Origin of the sequence: Neobacillus muris (assembly GCF_943193175.1) — a bacterium.
In the GTDB taxonomy this organism is placed as follows: Bacteria; Bacillota; Bacilli; order Bacillales; family Cytobacillaceae; genus Neobacillus; species Neobacillus muris.
Map to the genome: position 1 here is coordinate 16,811 of NZ_CALPDF010000035.1, position 16,508 is coordinate 33,318.

The 16,508-nt window shown below is 38.4% G+C and carries 14 protein-coding genes; 10 read left to right on the forward strand and 4 right to left on the reverse strand.

Translation table 11 applies throughout. The annotated features are described in order from the left end of the window. Window positions 1-6: 6 nt before the first annotated feature. From NFS43_RS18485 to NFS43_RS18510, 6 genes are all read left to right on the forward strand, one after another. Window positions 7-816, forward strand: coding sequence for a PfkB family carbohydrate kinase (locus NFS43_RS18485; RefSeq protein WP_251554255.1), 810 nt, complete (start codon window positions 7-9; stop codon window positions 814-816). 98 nt (window positions 817-914) lie between these two features. Then, window positions 915-2,321, forward strand: coding sequence for an APC family permease (locus tag NFS43_RS18490; protein WP_251554256.1), 1,407 nt, complete (start codon window positions 915-917; stop codon window positions 2,319-2,321). Between the two features lie 267 nt (window positions 2,322-2,588). Then, window positions 2,589-3,257: a TerC family protein gene (locus NFS43_RS18495; protein WP_251554257.1), complete on the forward strand. Its 669-nt coding sequence runs from the start codon at window positions 2,589-2,591 to the stop codon at window positions 3,255-3,257. 137 nt (window positions 3,258-3,394) lie between these two features. Continuing rightward, on the forward strand, window positions 3,395-3,955 hold the full coding sequence (locus NFS43_RS18500) for a CBO0543 family protein (protein ID WP_251554258.1): 561 nt from the start codon (window positions 3,395-3,397) through the stop codon (window positions 3,953-3,955). Between the two features lie 139 nt (window positions 3,956-4,094). Next, complete coding sequence (locus NFS43_RS18505; protein WP_251554259.1) at window positions 4,095-4,523, forward strand: VOC family protein; 429 nt, start codon at window positions 4,095-4,097, stop codon at window positions 4,521-4,523. Between the two features lie 175 nt (window positions 4,524-4,698). Beyond that, window positions 4,699-5,010 (forward strand): MarR family transcriptional regulator, encoded by a 312-nt coding sequence (locus tag NFS43_RS18510; RefSeq protein ID WP_251554260.1) that lies wholly within the window; start codon window positions 4,699-4,701, stop codon window positions 5,008-5,010. Window positions 5,011-5,097: 87 nt separating this feature from the next. On the opposite strand, the gene NFS43_RS18515 is transcribed toward NFS43_RS18510, so the two are convergent. The 4 genes from NFS43_RS18515 to NFS43_RS18530 all read right to left on the reverse strand — a co-directional run bounded on the left by NFS43_RS18515 (window position 5,098) and on the right by NFS43_RS18530 (window position 10,155). Then, entirely contained in the window at window positions 5,098-6,717 is a 1,620-nt protein-coding gene (locus NFS43_RS18515; RefSeq protein WP_251554261.1) for an ATP-dependent nuclease, read from the reverse strand. A gap of 141 nt (window positions 6,718-6,858) precedes the next feature. Further along, entirely contained in the window at window positions 6,859-7,947 is a 1,089-nt protein-coding gene (locus NFS43_RS18520; protein WP_251554262.1) for a restriction endonuclease subunit S, read from the reverse strand. Continuing rightward, window positions 7,940-9,922 carry an HsdM family class I SAM-dependent methyltransferase gene (locus NFS43_RS18525; protein ID WP_251554263.1) on the reverse strand — a complete coding sequence of 661 codons (1,983 nt, stop codon included), beginning with the start codon at window positions 9,920-9,922 and terminating at the stop codon, window positions 7,940-7,942. Before NFS43_RS18525 ends, NFS43_RS18520 begins: the two co-directional genes overlap by 8 nt. A 17-nt stretch (window positions 9,923-9,939) precedes the next feature. After that, the gene (locus tag NFS43_RS18530) at window positions 9,940-10,155 is read right to left on the reverse strand and encodes a helix-turn-helix domain-containing protein (RefSeq protein ID WP_251554264.1); all 216 of its coding nucleotides are present in this window, start codon (window positions 10,153-10,155) and stop codon (window positions 9,940-9,942) included. 897 nt (window positions 10,156-11,052) lie between these two features. On the opposite strand from NFS43_RS18530, the gene NFS43_RS18535 reads away from it, so the two are divergent. From NFS43_RS18535 to NFS43_RS18550, 4 genes are all read left to right on the forward strand, one after another. Next, the gene (locus NFS43_RS18535) at window positions 11,053-13,347 is read left to right on the forward strand and encodes a phage/plasmid primase, P4 family (RefSeq protein ID WP_251554265.1); all 2,295 of its coding nucleotides are present in this window, start codon (window positions 11,053-11,055) and stop codon (window positions 13,345-13,347) included. A 272-nt stretch (window positions 13,348-13,619) separates the two neighbouring features. Next, window positions 13,620-14,519, forward strand: a complete 900-nt coding sequence (locus NFS43_RS18540) for a phage major capsid protein (protein WP_251554266.1) — start codon at window positions 13,620-13,622, stop codon at window positions 14,517-14,519. A gap of 75 nt (window positions 14,520-14,594) precedes the next feature. Next, complete coding sequence (locus NFS43_RS18545) at window positions 14,595-14,798, forward strand: transposon-encoded TnpW family protein (protein ID WP_071441617.1); 204 nt, start codon at window positions 14,595-14,597, stop codon at window positions 14,796-14,798. A 57-nt stretch (window positions 14,799-14,855) separates the two neighbouring features. After that, on the forward strand, window positions 14,856-16,508 hold the full coding sequence (locus NFS43_RS18550; RefSeq protein ID WP_251554267.1) for a DUF4368 domain-containing protein: 1,653 nt from the start codon (window positions 14,856-14,858) through the stop codon (window positions 16,506-16,508).

Below are 16,508 nucleotides of genomic sequence, written 5' to 3' on the forward strand. Positions count from 1 at the left end.
TCATGGATGATTATTGGTATAGGAGATAATTGCATCGATCATTACTTATCACCGGTCAACCAAGAATGTGTTGGGGGAAACGTGGTAAATGTGACCGTTAACCTAAAAAAGCACCATTTCCCCGCAGCCTACATCGGTACAGTCGGAAACGACAGGAGAGGAGAACTGATTCTTTCTTCACTCCAAAACTTTGGCATCGAAACCAATTATGTAACTAAAATGGAAGGCCCTACAGGGGTAACTGAAATCGAAGTGGTAGATGGTGAGTATGTCATTAAACGGGAAGACTATGGCGTCAGCAACTCGATTACGATCAGCAGTGAAACAAAGGAATTTTTGCGAAATAAGGCATCCATCATTCATTTGTCCTTAACTGGCCGGGCTATTGAACTTGCACCATTGCTCTATCCATTAAACATACCTCTATCATGTGATATTAGTGGTCAATATGAACAGCACAGCGAGGATTATTGGCGAGAGTTATTTCCATATTTAGATTATGTGTTTGTTTCCGGCGGATCTTCCCTTTCAGATGAAAGAATCCAGACAATCATGAGGGAAATCTCCAATTTTGGTCCCCAAAACGTGATTGTTACACGTGGTTCAAAGGGTTGTATGGCTTATAGCCATGGAAAAATAGTAAGCCGTCCATCCTTATTAACTGCTTCTGAAGTAGTCGATCCGCTGGGAGCTGGCGATGCCTTTATTTCTGGATTTCTAAGCTCAGCTGCCGACGCTTCCAGGAGCATCGAGGACCACATTGTAATAGCCAGCAAATGGGCTGCCGAAGCTTGTATGCATTTTGGCGCATGGTAATTTTTCTGTTCGATCTTACAAAACGATTTTTCCGGCATCATGTAAGACTTCATGGTTTATACAGATAAAAGTGACGATCAACTTTTAGGAGGATAATTATGAAGAAACAAGCCCCATCAACTCAATTGAAAAAAAATAGTGTTTCTTTGTTTGGAGCATTGGCCTTGTCCGCTGCCTTTATGGGACCTGCCGTTAGTATTTTCTTTAATATGGTGCCGGCTGCAAGTTCTGCTGGAAAAGCATTCCCTTTATCATTTGTTATCTCAATGATTGCGATTCTTTTTATTTCTAATAGTGTTATTCAGTTTTCAAAAAAGGTGAATGGCGCTAGCTTTGCCTTTTCCTTTACCTCTAAAGGGGTTGGTCCAAAAACAGGATTTATGGCCGGATGGATACTATTATTTGCCTATGCGATGATCTCTCCGATTACCTACGCCGGATTCGGTGTCATGCTTTCAGAGTTTTTAAGCCGCCAATTCGGTGTTCATATTTCATGGGCAGTATTCTTTGTCATAATAGGGTTAATCATCAGCGGCCTTTCCTATTTTGGGGTAAACCATTCAACCAATACGACTTTGATCTTCCTGGTTTTAGAACTGATTGTTATTCTGCTTCTTTGTGCTTCCGTTATTTTTACGGGTAATAACAGTGTTGAACCATTTATAGTTTCAAATGCATCAAATGGATTTTCCTCGATCGGATTGGGGATGGTATTTGGAATCTTATCATTTACCGGGTTTGAAGCTGCCGCCAACTTAGGCGAGGAAACGATGAATGCCAACAAAACTATCCCAAGAGCCATTACCATCTCCGTCATTATGATTGGGTTGCTATATGTCCTTGGCGCATATGTTGCAGATATCGGCTTTAACAATGACGCGGAAGCCTTAGCAAATAATGCTTCTCCATTCGATACCATTGCACGTAACGTATGGGGGAACAATTTTGCCTGGCTTATCAGCTTAACAGCCTTGAATAGTGTATTTGCGAATGCCGTTGCCGGACAAACCTCCATTGTTCGTAATATATTCTCTTTGGGTCGTGCGGGAATTCTGCCTCGTTTTGTCGGCCACACCAATCATAATGGTGTTCCGGTTAACGCCATTGTTTTTGACTTTGTCCTTTCCATGATTTTAGGAGGCGCGGTTGGAATTTGGCTAGGCGGATGGGGCGTTTGGAATTTACTAGGCGGTATGATGTCCATTGGATTAATCATTGTTTATTCGATGGTTACCATTTCCTTGCCAATCTTTTATAAGCGGGAGTATCCGTCAGAGTTTTCAAAAACGAAACATTTATTATTCCCTATTATCGGGATCGCTTTATTAGCTCTTCCGCTATATACAAGTATTTATCCAGCTCCTGCCTTTCCATATAATCTTGCACCATATGTGATTATCACTTGGGTGATCATAGGGGCCTTCTATTTAAACCGAATTAAGAAAAAACGGGCAGATATCATTGAGAAATTCGGATCAAGCTTTGATGAGGATAGACCGGCCTAACAGCCATCGATCCTTTCGAAGAATTAAGCACCGGCTCCCCCTCTTGGGATCAAGCTGGGTGCAAGTTAATAACTATCTAGGCACAACCAGCTCACAGATGCTAGTTGTGCTTTTTGGTGCATATATGAATTAGATACTTGTACTGTTTTTTAAGTTCAAAGCAGCACTAGAAAATGAACAAATAACTGCAGAATAGCACAAATCCGGTCTTTTTAATCCCTCAAATTAATATAATGACATCGTTAGCTTATCCAAGAGGTGAAAAGTTTGGAGATCTTTGGTTTGTCCTTTGCCGTTCTTTTGGAGGTCATTTTAATCAATATCGTCTTAAGCGGGGATAACGCCGTTGTCATCGCCATGGCATCACGCAATGTTCCAAAGAAGCAGCAAAAAAAGGCGATCTTTTGGGGAACATTTGGAGCAATAATTTTACGGCTGCTCTTTGCCATCGCCATTGTTTACCTCCTGCGCCTTCCTTTCGTCACGTTTGCAGGCGGTCTACTTCTCGTGTATATTGCCATCAAACTCCTAATCGGCGAGGAGGAAGACAATCATCGAGAAGGCGGTTCCAGCTTCTTCTCCGCTGTGAAGACCATTATCATCGCTGATGCCATCATGTCCCTTGATAATGTACTAGCTATCGCAGGGGCAGTTGAAGGAAATATCGCCGGTATCATGATCGGCGTGATCGTCAGTATTCCTCTCGTCGTTTTTTGCAGCCAATTACTTTTAAAAGCAATGGAAAAGTACCAGATCATCTCATATGCTGGTGCTGGAATATTAGCATGGACTGCCGGTGAAATGATGGCCGGTGAACCAAAATTCGAGTATCTACTGCCACACGATTTCCATTTATTGATCCCTACTGTCACCACCGTTCTGGTCATTGGGTTGGGCTATTTAACGAATAAGCTTAAACCGGCTAAAGAAAGTTAAGCAATCGGCAAAAAATTTTGGATATCCTCCACATAAACGAACCGGCTGCTATTTTGAAAATACAGGACATGGCTGGTTCATGTAACGAGATAAATAAGAAGGAAAAGGGAATGATAAGAAAAAAGGAGTCCCTGCCTATGATAAGTCCTTCTGATCATATACAAGAATTAATCAATGAACAGTATAGAACACTTGATGCTACTCATTCTAGATTAAGCGGAATTTGGCTTAAGGATATTCTGTTCACTTTTGGGTGGATGACCACCTTGCTTTTAACAGTGGTTCCGTGGATCGTATGGTTTATTTTCAGAGATAAAGAGAGTTCGACCCGTTTAATGTTAGGCGGGCTGTGGTCCATGCTTATCTCTTCCTGGCTGGATTATGTCGGGGTGACTTTGGGCCTTTGGAGATACTATAATAAATTAATCCCGTTAATCCCAGACTATCTTGCATGGGATTTTGCCCTTATGCCCGTTACCATTATGTTCTTTTTACAAATTAAACCTCAGATAAGTCCCCTCATGAAAGGGGTACTCTTTGCGGGCTTGACAGCATTTATAGCAGAACCTATATTCCTATGGCTAGGTTACTTTAAATATCCTGGGTGGAACTCCGTGTTTTCATTTCCGTTCTTTTTTATCATTTATCTTATAGCTCACAAATTGGTTCACAGTTCCTCCCATAAACCGCTTTTATAGCTCTAAATAATAGAAAAACTTCTATTATTTAATGAAATTTCTATTGACGAACATGTGTTCTGTGTTATAAAGTATAAATATGGTAATAATAGTTTGTGGTAAGCATTGAAAAAATGGGAATGAAAGGAGCTGTGGAATGATGTCAATTAGTTTGAACCCGTATTTGATTTTTAACGGTAATGCGAAAGAGGCTGTCCATTTTTACGAGAAAGCGCTTGGCGGCAAAGTGATGGGGATCATGACCTTTGGAGATATGCCAGCGGATCCGAATCATCCATTGACGGACGACATGAAGAATCGCGTTATGCATGCACACTTGAAAGTAGGAGAAGACGATCTCATGTTCAGCGATACATACGAGGGCATGCCTTATCAGCCAGGCAATACGATCCAGATGGCGATCCATCCTAAAGAAGAGTCTAGAGCGAGAGAAATCTTCGCCGCTTTGGAAGACGGCGGTCAAGTCATCATGCCCCTTCAAGGGACGCCTTGGAGCCCCTTATATGGGCAGGTAAAGGATAAATTCGGCGTTTATTTCCAAGTGAACGTCCAAGCAGAGCAACCATAGTATTTCCAAAACGACTCCCGCTCCAGCAGCAATAAAGCCTGAGGCTTACTCTGTTGCTAATCACGCTATAAATAGGTTAAGGCCCTGAATTCGCCATATGGCAATTGCGAGTTTGGGGCTTTTTCGGTTGACTTCTTTTTTGTTAACCAGTTAACAAAAAAGGAGGTGCAGACTAATGGAAGTAAAACAAAGGCAATTGGCTTTACAGGCGATCGAGGAATTTATTGCCCAAAGAGACAAAAAAATGAATAAACGCAAGTCCATCCCTGCAGCAGGAGATCCGATTCATGAATTGACACTAACGCAGCTCCACATGATTGCCCTTATAAAAGAGCATTCACCTGAGGCCAATAATGCTTTTCTTTCTTCCCAGCTAAAGATCTCAAAACCAGCTGTGACCAAAGCTGTTAATCAATTAATCGAAAAAGGCCTTATTCTTGCGGAGAAAAAAAAGGAAAATCAAAAGAAGCGTTCACTTAGGGATTGAAGAAAAACTTAAATGAACAGCTTCAAGCGGGGCAAAAAAGACCACATAAGAGTTTTTATACTCCTGTGTGGTCTTTTTAACATTCAGCTAATTTTGTCCCAATAGTTCTATAATTAATAGTTTATCTGCAATATCCTTAATAAAATGAGGAATTTCCTCTATATGTTGTGCAATAGCTTTAGCTTTTCCTGGCTTTGAAGAAATATGATATTTTTCAGAAATAGTTTGTTCCATTGAAGTATAATCCTCTATTGCTGTACGCAAATAGGATTCAAAGTCTTTACCGAAGTATGCATAATCGGCTCTAACAATACAATTTTCAGTTTCTGTATCCCATTCTTCTTCGCAAAAGATGCCATTAAACACATCCCTAGTCTTTGATGCATTCCTGTCACAATCAAATATAGCATAACAATTATAACCGTATGCTTTAAATAACCTCCAGTACAAGGGGATTGCATCCTTACCGCGACAATTAACAATTTCGGTTCCATGTTCAGCTAAAGAATACCCACTACGTTTCAAATACACTGGCAGAGCAAAATATTCAGTAGCTCCCTCCACTAAAATGATTGTTTCGGCAAACATTCCTTTTAACTGGTCTGAAAATAGTTTTGTCGAGTAAAAATCAACTATATTTTCTGGTGACACACAATTCTCTGGAACACCTGACCCTATACAAAAATCGCAAAGTTGCTGAGCGGATAGTTGTATTGCTTTAGTAACTCCACCCTCTTTATGTACTCGAACAAGTCCGTCTAAGTATTCTGCATCTATGAATTCTGCGGAATGTGTTGAAATGATTACTTGAATACCACATGAACACATATCCACAACATATTCCTTTAACCATCTTTGAGCTAAGGGATGAAGATGGGCTTCTGGTTCTTCAATAATCAACACAAAGTTTTCACCAGTGAATACTTCCATATATGCTTTAACAAAAGCCATTAATAAGACTTGCTGTTCACCAGTGCCGAATTCTTCAAATCCACGAATATTATCTCCCTCTTTTGCATAGATCCGAAGTGACTTTGCATAATTGTTTGGATCATAGGCTGAAAAATCCACAGCCAATGAATGAACAAACCCTTTTACCGCTCCCTTTAGAGCTTCAGAAAATCGATTAAAAAAACCAGAGAATTCATCAGTCTGTTCAAAGGATGCTGTAATTTGATTAAAGGCTTGTGATAATTCATCTTTATGCTCTGTACTTAAGGCTTCATGTATCTTCTTTGAAAACTTGCTTAACAGAGAGTAGCTACTACTATAATTAAAAGCACTCTGGATATTTCTTTCAGCATCAATCAAGTAGGACTGACAGGCAGAACGTTGTTCGTTTGTGGGATATATTTTATTTCCACTGCCATCGTGCAAAAGATTATTATTAGCCTGTCCATTATAGCCATAACTTACAGCTATAACGTCATATCCATTTCCTCTATTATCATAATATAAAGGCTCAGTGAATTTAGCGGTAATATGTGCGGTAGGATATTCATTTTGATTACGTTTAAAATAATCACTTTCCAACATCTCGATATAAGTTGGATATCTTTCACCAAGTAATCTATTTATAGCTGATAATATATTAGATTTTCCTGCGTTATTCGGTCCGAATAGAACAAGAGGCTTATTTGGAGGAATTTTAAGAGCCACTCTTTCTATCGACCGATAATGTTTAATTAAAAATGCTTCTAACCTCAACCTTTCATCCCCCTAAATTAAATCACTCTGCCAATACTTCCTTAATAATCTGAGCCATCTGTTTGTTGTTTACTGGTCGAGAAAGTAATCATTATACTTAAATGGTTGTTTTCAAATATTTTGATTGCTTTTAAGAGATATCTAATTAATATATGTATTTATTAGGTGTTCAACGACTTTTGAGATTTTTTCGGACTCAATTTTCTTCATAACCATCCTCATATATTGCCAATGAGGATTTCCATTTTTATCTACTGGTAATATTATTTTTTCCTGTCTAATTCTTTTATCATTAATTTCACGATTAAAAGAATATTTTTCTTCTAATCTTTTTATAATTGAAGAAATAAAAAGATAAATATACTTGTCTGCATTATTTTCATCTTTTAACTTTAAGCTTGTTACATGGTCACTTGCCACAAATTCATAATGATGATAAAAACAAGCTCCAACGCTTCCACTATTTGCAACAGTTAAGCAGTTTTTAAATTTGCGCACATTATCCTCATTATTTATAAAGTTATCTACTCCGTTATTCATTGCTGTTGATGATATATAGGGTGTATTGCCCTCGATTTGATTGCTTTTAGTAAGCCTTTTTCCTCGCTGTATCTTCTTGAATATTTTTTCAAATTTAAACTCTTTCCACTCTACATTTTCAAAATCAAGCAGTTCAAAACAATATTCAATCATTCTCTGTTTATAATAATTAACAATTTTTTGAGCCTGTTCTTTCTGTTTTCGCTTAATATAATCCTCCATAAATCTCCAGTTGGGGTTGCCATTAGAATCAACTGGGAGTAAAATTTTAGTTCTATTTAGTCTAGTTAGAGTTGCTCCAGTGCTACCCCAGCTAAACTTTCTCATTTGAATTTTTAATAATGGTACTAAAAATAAAGCAATTTCTTTGTTCAAAAGTTTATTTTCTACAATTTGAATATTTTGTCCAGTAAAAAAATTCTTTGGCTGATAGAAGACGGTTTGAGTATCTAAACCAATTGTTATTACATTTCCTCTGTCAATGCTAAATCCAGTGTTCTGTTTTTCACCGACAAAAATATCAATCCCATTATTAAGGTTACTCCTAGTGACATATGGGATGTCTCCATTAGTCTCAAGAAGTTTGTTTTTGTCAATTCCACTATTAGTTGAACGAATATTAAAAAGTCCTTCTTCGCCACCTATAAAAAACTCTTTCCATTCCACACTGTCAAGTTCAAGTCTATTCATCACTTTCACCTGCCAGTTCTTCTGCAACTCTTGGGATATCTGGTTTTTGTTCTGTATAATATTTATAATTATCATCTCCTAGGCTGAATAGATATCCTCTGCCATGAGTAATCATATTAACCTCAAATGTAATATAATCGGCAATTGTATTTCTAAAGTCCTCTTCAGATGGAATTTCATCATTAAAATAATAAAAAGAGTGTAGCCATTCATCATCAGGCTCAATGGTTGTTTTTACGCAGAATTTCGTTTCTGGCTCAATTCTATCAAACCATACATCAAGCAGATGTTGCTTTTTATCCTTTGCGCTTGCTGTTTCCACTAATCCTATATGTTTGGATACTTCATATCCATCATTTTCAAAATTGATAAACTTGCATATTTTATCTTTGTGATGAGGCCTTCCCGCAGTAAATACGACAATACAAGGATTCGTACCTACGCCGTAGAAAGTGTTTTTATTCAGAGTGATTACTCCTTCTAGAGTATGTTTTTTTAATATATTTCGTTTAATATTTCTTTCCTCTTTGGTTTTGCCCGTAACAGCACTTTGTGGCACAATAACTGCAACCCTACCATCTTCGACAATAGAATCTAATAAATGCTCTGTGAATGCAATCTCGTAAAGGTCAGGATTTTGTTTTGACCCTTGTGAATATGGCGGATTCATCATTCCTACAGTACAGCCTTTTTTCTGTAGCTTAGCAGGGTTTTGCTTCAAAAAATCTTCGTTCTCTAGGTTACTTTTCCCATCCCCTCGGAGAATCATATTTGTTGTAGCTATAGTAAACATATAGCTTTGGTCTTCAATGCCATGAAGTTGATTTTTTCTAATATTTAACTTCTGAAAATCATCATCTGTTTGTTTCAACATATGGCTCATGGCTGCTATTAAAAATCCGGCTGTTCCACAGCAAGGATCCAAGACATTGTCTGTTGGCTTTAAATCTAGCAATTCACAAAACAATTCTGTTATATGTTTTGGTGTGAGTACAATTCCTAAACTTTGTCCATCTCCACCTGAATAACTCATAAACTCTCCGTAAAATCTTCCTAAGTAATCCTCTGAAGAACGATGGTATCTAATGCTTTGATAGATACTTTTATAGAGAAACTCAGTATAATGTTTCACTGGAGTTTTTCCAAGTGTAGGGTTTATCTGATTGATTTTTGCTGTATCCTTGATAACAGAAAACTGTCTCAATAATTTATCTTTTTTTACTTGTGGAGATACATTAGCACGAGCTAGGTTATCTTCTATAGCTTTATATATCTTCGCTCCATCGGTTACGATGTTATCACCATTTAAGTTGTTTATATCAAAGTTTTTGTATTCCATTTCTCGAAGGGCAAGTAAAATGCCCGACACAATCAAAGGTTTATCCTTATCTTGAATACTACCATAATTACGCAAATCTTCGTGAAGAGTAGCTGCGTCTTTTAGAATTTCAGTAGTTTCCTTCTCTTGGTCAGTGGCCTCTTTTAATATTTCCTTAATATAGTACTCATCAATATTTTCTTCTTTGAAAGATATAAATGTTTCTATTTCCGGTAGTTCTTTATAATTTAAGCGTTCATCTATAAAAATTGGCGTGATACGATGCCTTTTTTCATTTCCTGAAACTCCAATGGCGATAACTTTTTTATATGTAGTATTTTTTATGAGATGTTTGCCATAAAATAAAGCTCCATTAACTGCGTAATTAACATTACTTGAGGTATCCTCTTTAAGTAGATTTTGTTCGTCTCTTGCTACGTGAAATGACAAATCTGCTTTATCCTCGATAACGATTAAAAAGTCTTTTACTACACCTGTATATTCTGGAAAACCAACATTATTAGTTCCTGATTTTGATGCAGTTTTTAAGGCTCTATGTATTTCTTTAATATCGCTTCCTTGTGGAGTAAAGTAATCAAGATTTGCTTCTTTTAATAAATCATAAACCCATAAGTCTGTGCTTGCTTCTTTTCTCATAATTATAGTACTCCTTACTATATATTTTCATTTTCCTTAATGTGTTCTACTATATCTCCAAAATCACAATCGAGGACATCACATATTCGACTAAGAATACCAAGACTAACTACTTCATCACGACCCAGCTTTGTCATTGTATTTGGTGATATTTTTGCATCTTTGCGTAAATCTGATTTGCTCATCTTTTTATCAATTAACAATTTCCATAATCTATTGTACGAAATCGCCACAGCTTCTCCCTCCATAATTATATACTATTCGTATATTATAACAATAAAATCGCAATTTCTCAATAATTTATCTTAATAACATGCGATATTTATATATCTTGTTATGTGATTCATATTGGTCAAATCATTTTAATTTTAAGTCGACTTTGACTTTACAATTTTATTTTAGGTTTTATATTTCATTAATTTATTCAATCATTACAATCCCATACTTTTAGACAAAAAAGTCGAAAAGTCTAATTGAAAAATCCAAAACTACAGCATTCAGCCTTCTTAAACTTAATACCACTTTCGCTCAGATTTGAGAAAAAGCATAAGCATTACAGCCGTCTTTTCTAGAAAATAGACAGGCTGTTTTTTTTATTTTAGGGGTTCGAATCAATAGAATTCTTCGCTTATAGATGAGGAAGAAAAATATTTTTAGAAAATCCTCAACTAATGTGTTCTACCAAGGCTATAAGGTGAGAGGAAAAATAATCCCCATTAGCTTCCAAGTTAGAAATTTAATGAGGTATTTAGCTAAGGGGTTAATAATTTCGGCTATTAGCAGAGGAAAGCAATTCACAGAAATATTTGTTCCGGTACTCAAACTGCAGGCTTGTGTCTTGTGGATGACGAGAGGAAATTACCTTAAATAATACTCTTTGGATTTGCCTTTCTTATGCACTACAAAAGAAAGCATAGTTTTCTCTCACTGCTCCTTGACAACTGAATACCCCGAAATGCAAGAGATATTTCAAGCAGAATATGCCATGACGATAATTCCGAGCGTATTCCTTGAAAGATAACGAGGTTGTGTCAAACAAGGCAAACCCTCTGGAACAGTAGCGTTTCGGGTCATTTATAAAAGGCAAGGAGGTGAAATAACTGAAAACACAATATGATAACTTGCCGCAGATGCTTAAAGATAATCCTCAGTTTTGCTGTTGGAAATATGAAGAGCGAAGTGGTAAAAAGACCAAAGTTCCCTATAACCCGATAACAGGAAAAAGGGCAAAACCAAATCAACGTGGTACATTTAAAGATTTTAGTTCGGCGGTAGCTGCTATAAGTGATTATGACGGTATCGGATTTTTGGTGGGTAATGACATATGTGTTATCGACTTAGATGATTGCTTTGATAGCAGCGGTAAGCTTAAGCCTATTTCCCAAAGTGTTGTAGACGCTTTTAGTGGTTGCTATATGGAACACAGTCCATCTGGGAAAGGGTTGCATATTTTCTTTAAGGCCACAGGCTATGACTTTGACAAAACAAAATACTATATCAACAACAGAAAGCTGGGAGTTGAGGTCTATGTGGCTGGAGCAACAAATCGTTTTGTTACCGTAACAGGCAATGTATTTGTAGATGGTGATATATCGGAGAAATCGAATGAACTACAGATGATACTAGACAAGTATATGTTGCGTCCTACCCCTGTGAAGCAACTACTGGATACAGAAAGCCGATCCTATCTATCTGACAAGTCTGTTATTGAGAAGGCATTAAAATCAGCAAATGGAGAAAAATTCAAAGCATTATGGCAAGGAGATACGTCAGGCTATGCTTCTGTAAGTGAAGCTGATTTGGCACTTTGCGGTATGCTGGCATTTTGGTGTGGCAGGGATATTGGACAGATAGACAGACTTTTCCGGCAGAGCGGCCTAATGCGAGATAAATGGAATAGACCACAGTCCGGCAGTACTTATGGAATGATAACCATAGAAAAAGCAATCGCAAATGCTACTGAGATATACAAACCGGGTGGTATACATTCATCAGCTACAGAAGATTTTGGTGAATGTTCCCTTGCTGGCTTTAAGCCTGAGAGTAACGATCGCTACCCTTGGACGGATATTGGGGCAAGCAGGTTGTTTGCTGATTATTATAAGTCTTTTGCCCGATATGTTCCTGAAAGGAAAATGTGGTTTTGCTATGAGAATGGCATTTGGATTCCTGATGTCGGTAATCTCAAAGTAATGGAAATGTGTAAATCATTGGCTAATCAACTGCTAACCTATGCTTTGACTATTCAGGATGAACATCAAAGAAAGGCATACATTGACTATTGCCGAAAGTGGCAGTCAAGAAGATACCGAGAAACGGTGCTTAAGGATGCACAGAGCGTATATCCCATATCAATGGCTGAATTTGACCAAGACCCGCAGGTACTCAACTGTGCCAATGGAACCTTGTTTTTAACATCCATGGATTTTCATCCCCACAACAGCGAGGACAGACTTACAAAGATATCTGGCGTTAAATATGACCCAGAAGCAAAAAGCGAGCGATGGAATAGATTTATTCATGAGATTATGAGCGGAGATGAGGAAAAGGCAAAATTCCTCCAAAAGGCCTTTGGCTACAGTATCAGCGGAGACACTCGGTATGAATGCCTGTTTGTTCTCTATGGTGCTACAACTCGAAATGGTAAAGGTACGCTATGTGAGAGCATTCTTAAGGTATTAGGCAGTTATGGCTGTACCGCAAGGCCAGAGACTATCAGTCTGAAAAAGAACAATAACAGTTCAAGTCCAAGTGAAGATATTGCCCGGCTTGCAGGAGTACGCTTTGTGAATATCTCCGAACCTAGCAGAGGACTTGTCTTAAATGCTGCACAGGTAAAAAGCATGACGGGTGGTGACACCATTAACGCAAGGTTTCTACATGAGAATTCTTTTGACTTTTCGCCAAAGTTTAAGCTGTATATCAACACCAATTATCTGCCCGTTATTACGGATATGACGCTGTTTTCTAGTGGCAGAGTGGTGATTATTCCTTTTGAACGACACTTCGATGAAAGCGAGCAGGATAAAAACCTAAAACGTGAATTCGCCAAACCGAAGAATCAGAGTGCTATCCTCAACTGGCTAATTGAAGGCTATCAGTTGTTAAAGAAGGAAGGCTTGACTTTACCTGATTCTGTTAAGACAGCAACGGAGGCTTATAAACGTGACAGCGATAAAATAGCATTATTTTTCGAGGATGCCTTGGAGGAAAGTCCTAACAGTGAGGTGCGGACATCCGAAGTGTATGCCCGGTATCAGCGGTGGTGTAGTGCCAATGGATGTTATTCGGAGAATGCAAGAAACTTTAAACAAGCATTAACAGCTATTGCCCGTGTAGAACGGAAACGACCACGTTCTGGTGGTGGAATGACCACAATGCTTATCGGATATAAGCTGACTGAAGAAGAATTTCTTCTTATTTAAACACAGTGTAGCAGCTTGTAGCAAGAAAAACAGGTTATATAAAAAATCACTCTCGTATAGAGAGTTTAGTTTTTACCTGCTACATCTTGCTACAAAGCTTAAAAACACTAAAACACTGGATACAACTCCATGTGTTGATACCTGCCCCTAGGGGAGGTCAAATCTCCACACCTTTTCATCTGGATAACGGGCGTGGGGCAACGCGTAAAAAAACGCGGTTTCAAACGGGGTATATACCCCACAATCCATTTTAATTTAGGAGGTAAAGGATTATGGCAACATCAACAACTTATAATAGAGCGTTTTGGAATGTTATGAAAGGAAAAGAAGAAAATAATCAAAATCTAAGCGAGGGCTTTGATAATGCAGGAGCCTATGTCGCACCAGACGAGTTCCGAGAAGGCTTTAACACTGCTTTGGCAAAGGAGAATATATTCCGCAGATTTGCTACTGTTATCAATCTATCTTCTGCAGAAGGTAAAATTCAAGCGGTATCCTCAACGGGTACAGCAGATTGGGTTGAAGACGGAGATCCAATCCCCGAAAGTGCTGATACATTTACACAGTTTCTGGTGAAATCATACAAGCTGGCATCTCTTGTCAAGCTAAACCGCTCATTCGTCACCGATATGAACTTTAATCTTGAAAAATATCTGATGGGTGATTTTGCGAAGCGTTTTGGCAAGGCTGAGGAAAATGCATTGCTTAATGGAAATGGCACAACTCAGCCAACAGGTATCCTTACGGCAGACGCAGATGTAACTACAGCAGACAATAGTACCATCTCTTTTGATGAGATCATCTCTCTGTATTTTTCATTAAAAGATGAATACCGAAATAACGCTGTGTTTATCATGCATGATAATACAGCCATGCTTCTTAGAACCCTTAAAGATACAAGCGGTAGTTATCTGTGGAATTCTTCGGATAACACCATCTTCGGAAAACCTGTAGTTACCTCTCCATATATGCCTACAGTATCAGCAGGAGCAAAAAGCATTGTATTTGGAGATTTATCATACTACTGGCTGATTGAACGTCAACCAATAACGATAAAAAAATTAAGTGAGTTATATGCATTGCAGGGGCAAATCGGATTTTCTGCTTACGAGAGATTGGATGGGAAGTTGATTCAACCGGATGCTCTGAAAATATTACAAATAAAAGCTTAAATAATGGATTAGGCACTGAGTCATCAATTCGGCTCAGTGCCAGTTCCATCAAAACATCGGACAGGAGGTCACGATATGGAAAATCAAAGTAACAGCCGCACAACCAAATCCGATATCGGAGGTACGGTCTATGTGGTGGAATCACGAGTAAGTGATTCAGCAAAGGAAAGTGCATATTCCAAGCTGAAACGACTGATTACAGTCAACGCAAAAAACCTTTCAAAGTTATCTGATAGTTCATATAAACCCACGGAAATCAACTCGACTTCTTCAAGGTAGTACGGTAATATACATAGTGCTAAACCGCTTGAAGACTGTCGGAAATGGAGGATAAAAATGAATAGACAGTCAACATTTAGCACTATACGTAAATCAACATTAGCATTTGAAGAAGCAAAAATTACTGCTCTGTACTGCAGGCTCTCACGTGATGATGAGCTTGCAGGAGACAGCAACAGCATAGTGAACCAGAAGGCAATTCTAAAAAAATATGCTGAGGACAACGGTTTTCGCAACATCGAATTTTATGTGGATGATGGGGTCAGCGGTACAACTTTTGATAGACCAGACTTTAACCGCATGATTGCTGATGTAGAGTCCGGTAGAATCGGAACGATTATCATCAAGGATATGTCACGATTCGGCAGGGATTACCTTAAAGTAGGATATTATACCGAGATTATGTTTCCTGAAGCAGATGTACGATTCATTGCTATTAACAACGGTATTGATAGTGCAAACCAAGCAGACAGTGACTTTACACCGTTTCTTAACATTATTAATGAATGGTACGCTAAGGATACTAGCAAGAAAATCCGTGCTGTGTTCAAATCCAAGGGACAGTCCGGTAAGCCACTCTGCACCAATCCGCCTTACGGTTATATTAAAGACCCTGAAGATAAGTTGCACTGGATTATAGATGAGAAAGCCGCCGAAGTGGTCAGAGATATTTTCCGACTGTGCATGGCTGGCTTTGGACCCACGCAGATAGCAAAGCAACTTGAAAAGCGATGCATTGATACACCTACGGTGCATCTTCGCAAAATGGGTATTAACACTCCAGCAAGACCACCTGAAAACCCATATGCTTGGTCGGCTCGTACCGTATCAGATATTCTGGCTAAAATGGAATATTTAGGTCACACGGTAAATTTCAAGACTTCTAAAAAGTCATATAAGAGCAAAGTCAAGATATTGAACAATCCAGAAGATTGGCTGGTTTTCAAAAATACCCATGAAGCAATTATTGATGAGGGTACTTGGGAAACAGTGCAGAAAATTAGAGATGGCAAGCGAAGACCATCACGATTAGGTGAAATGGGAATGCTTTCTGGCATGATGTTTTGTGCCGACTGTGGAGCAAAGCTGTATCAGGTTAGAGGCAAGGGATGGACACACGATAAGGAATACTTCGTTTGTGCGACTTACCGCAAGAAAAAGGGTATGTGTAGTTCACATCAGATACGCAATGTTGTAGTGGAACAGCTTCTTTTAGAAGACTTAAGACGTGTAACCTCCTTTGCCAAAGACCATGAACAGGAATTCATTCGTATAGTTATGAATAATTCAGAAAAGGAACTTGCCAAAGAACTCCGCCAAAGTCAAAAGGAGTACGAACAAGCACAGACTCGTATTGCTGACATAGACAAAATCATTCGGAAACTATATGAGGACAATGTGATGGGCAAAATTCCCGAAGAGCGTTTTTACAAGATGTCGGCTGAATATGAAGCCGAGCAGAAGGTCCTGGAAGAAAGGATAATCAAATTAAAGCATACCATTGATACAGCAAATGAACAGTCCCTCAATACCGACCGCTTTTTGGCACTAGTAAAAAAGTACACAGAAATTACAGAATTGGATGCAGAGATTATCCGAGAGTTCATTGATAAAATTATAGTATTTAAGGCTGAAAAGGTAGATGGCCGCAGAACCCAGCGGATTCAAATTTTTTATAACTGCATTGGCGCTATCGATTTACCAAAATAA

Coding starts and splice junctions, on each gene's coding strand:
- NFS43_RS18485 (WP_251554255.1), top strand. CDS start 7: ATGATTATTGGTATAGGAGATAATTGCATCGATCATTACTTATCACCG.
- NFS43_RS18490 (WP_251554256.1), top strand. CDS start 915: ATGAAGAAACAAGCCCCATCAACTCAATTGAAAAAAAATAGTGTTTCT.
- NFS43_RS18500 (WP_251554258.1), top strand. CDS start 3,395: ATGATAAGTCCTTCTGATCATATACAAGAATTAATCAATGAACAGTAT.
- NFS43_RS18505 (WP_251554259.1), top strand. CDS start 4,095: ATGTCAATTAGTTTGAACCCGTATTTGATTTTTAACGGTAATGCGAAA.
- NFS43_RS18510 (WP_251554260.1), top strand. CDS start 4,699: ATGGAAGTAAAACAAAGGCAATTGGCTTTACAGGCGATCGAGGAATTT.
- NFS43_RS18520 (WP_251554262.1), bottom strand. CDS start 7,947: ATGAATAGACTTGAACTTGACAGTGTGGAATGGAAAGAGTTTTTTATA.
- NFS43_RS18525 (WP_251554263.1), bottom strand. CDS start 9,922: ATGAGAAAAGAAGCAAGCACAGACTTATGGGTTTATGATTTATTAAAA.
- NFS43_RS18535 (WP_251554265.1), top strand. CDS start 11,053: ATGCTTAAAGATAATCCTCAGTTTTGCTGTTGGAAATATGAAGAGCGA.
- NFS43_RS18540 (WP_251554266.1), top strand. CDS start 13,620: ATGGCAACATCAACAACTTATAATAGAGCGTTTTGGAATGTTATGAAA.
- NFS43_RS18545 (WP_071441617.1), top strand. CDS start 14,595: ATGGAAAATCAAAGTAACAGCCGCACAACCAAATCCGATATCGGAGGT.
- NFS43_RS18550 (WP_251554267.1), top strand. CDS start 14,856: ATGAATAGACAGTCAACATTTAGCACTATACGTAAATCAACATTAGCA.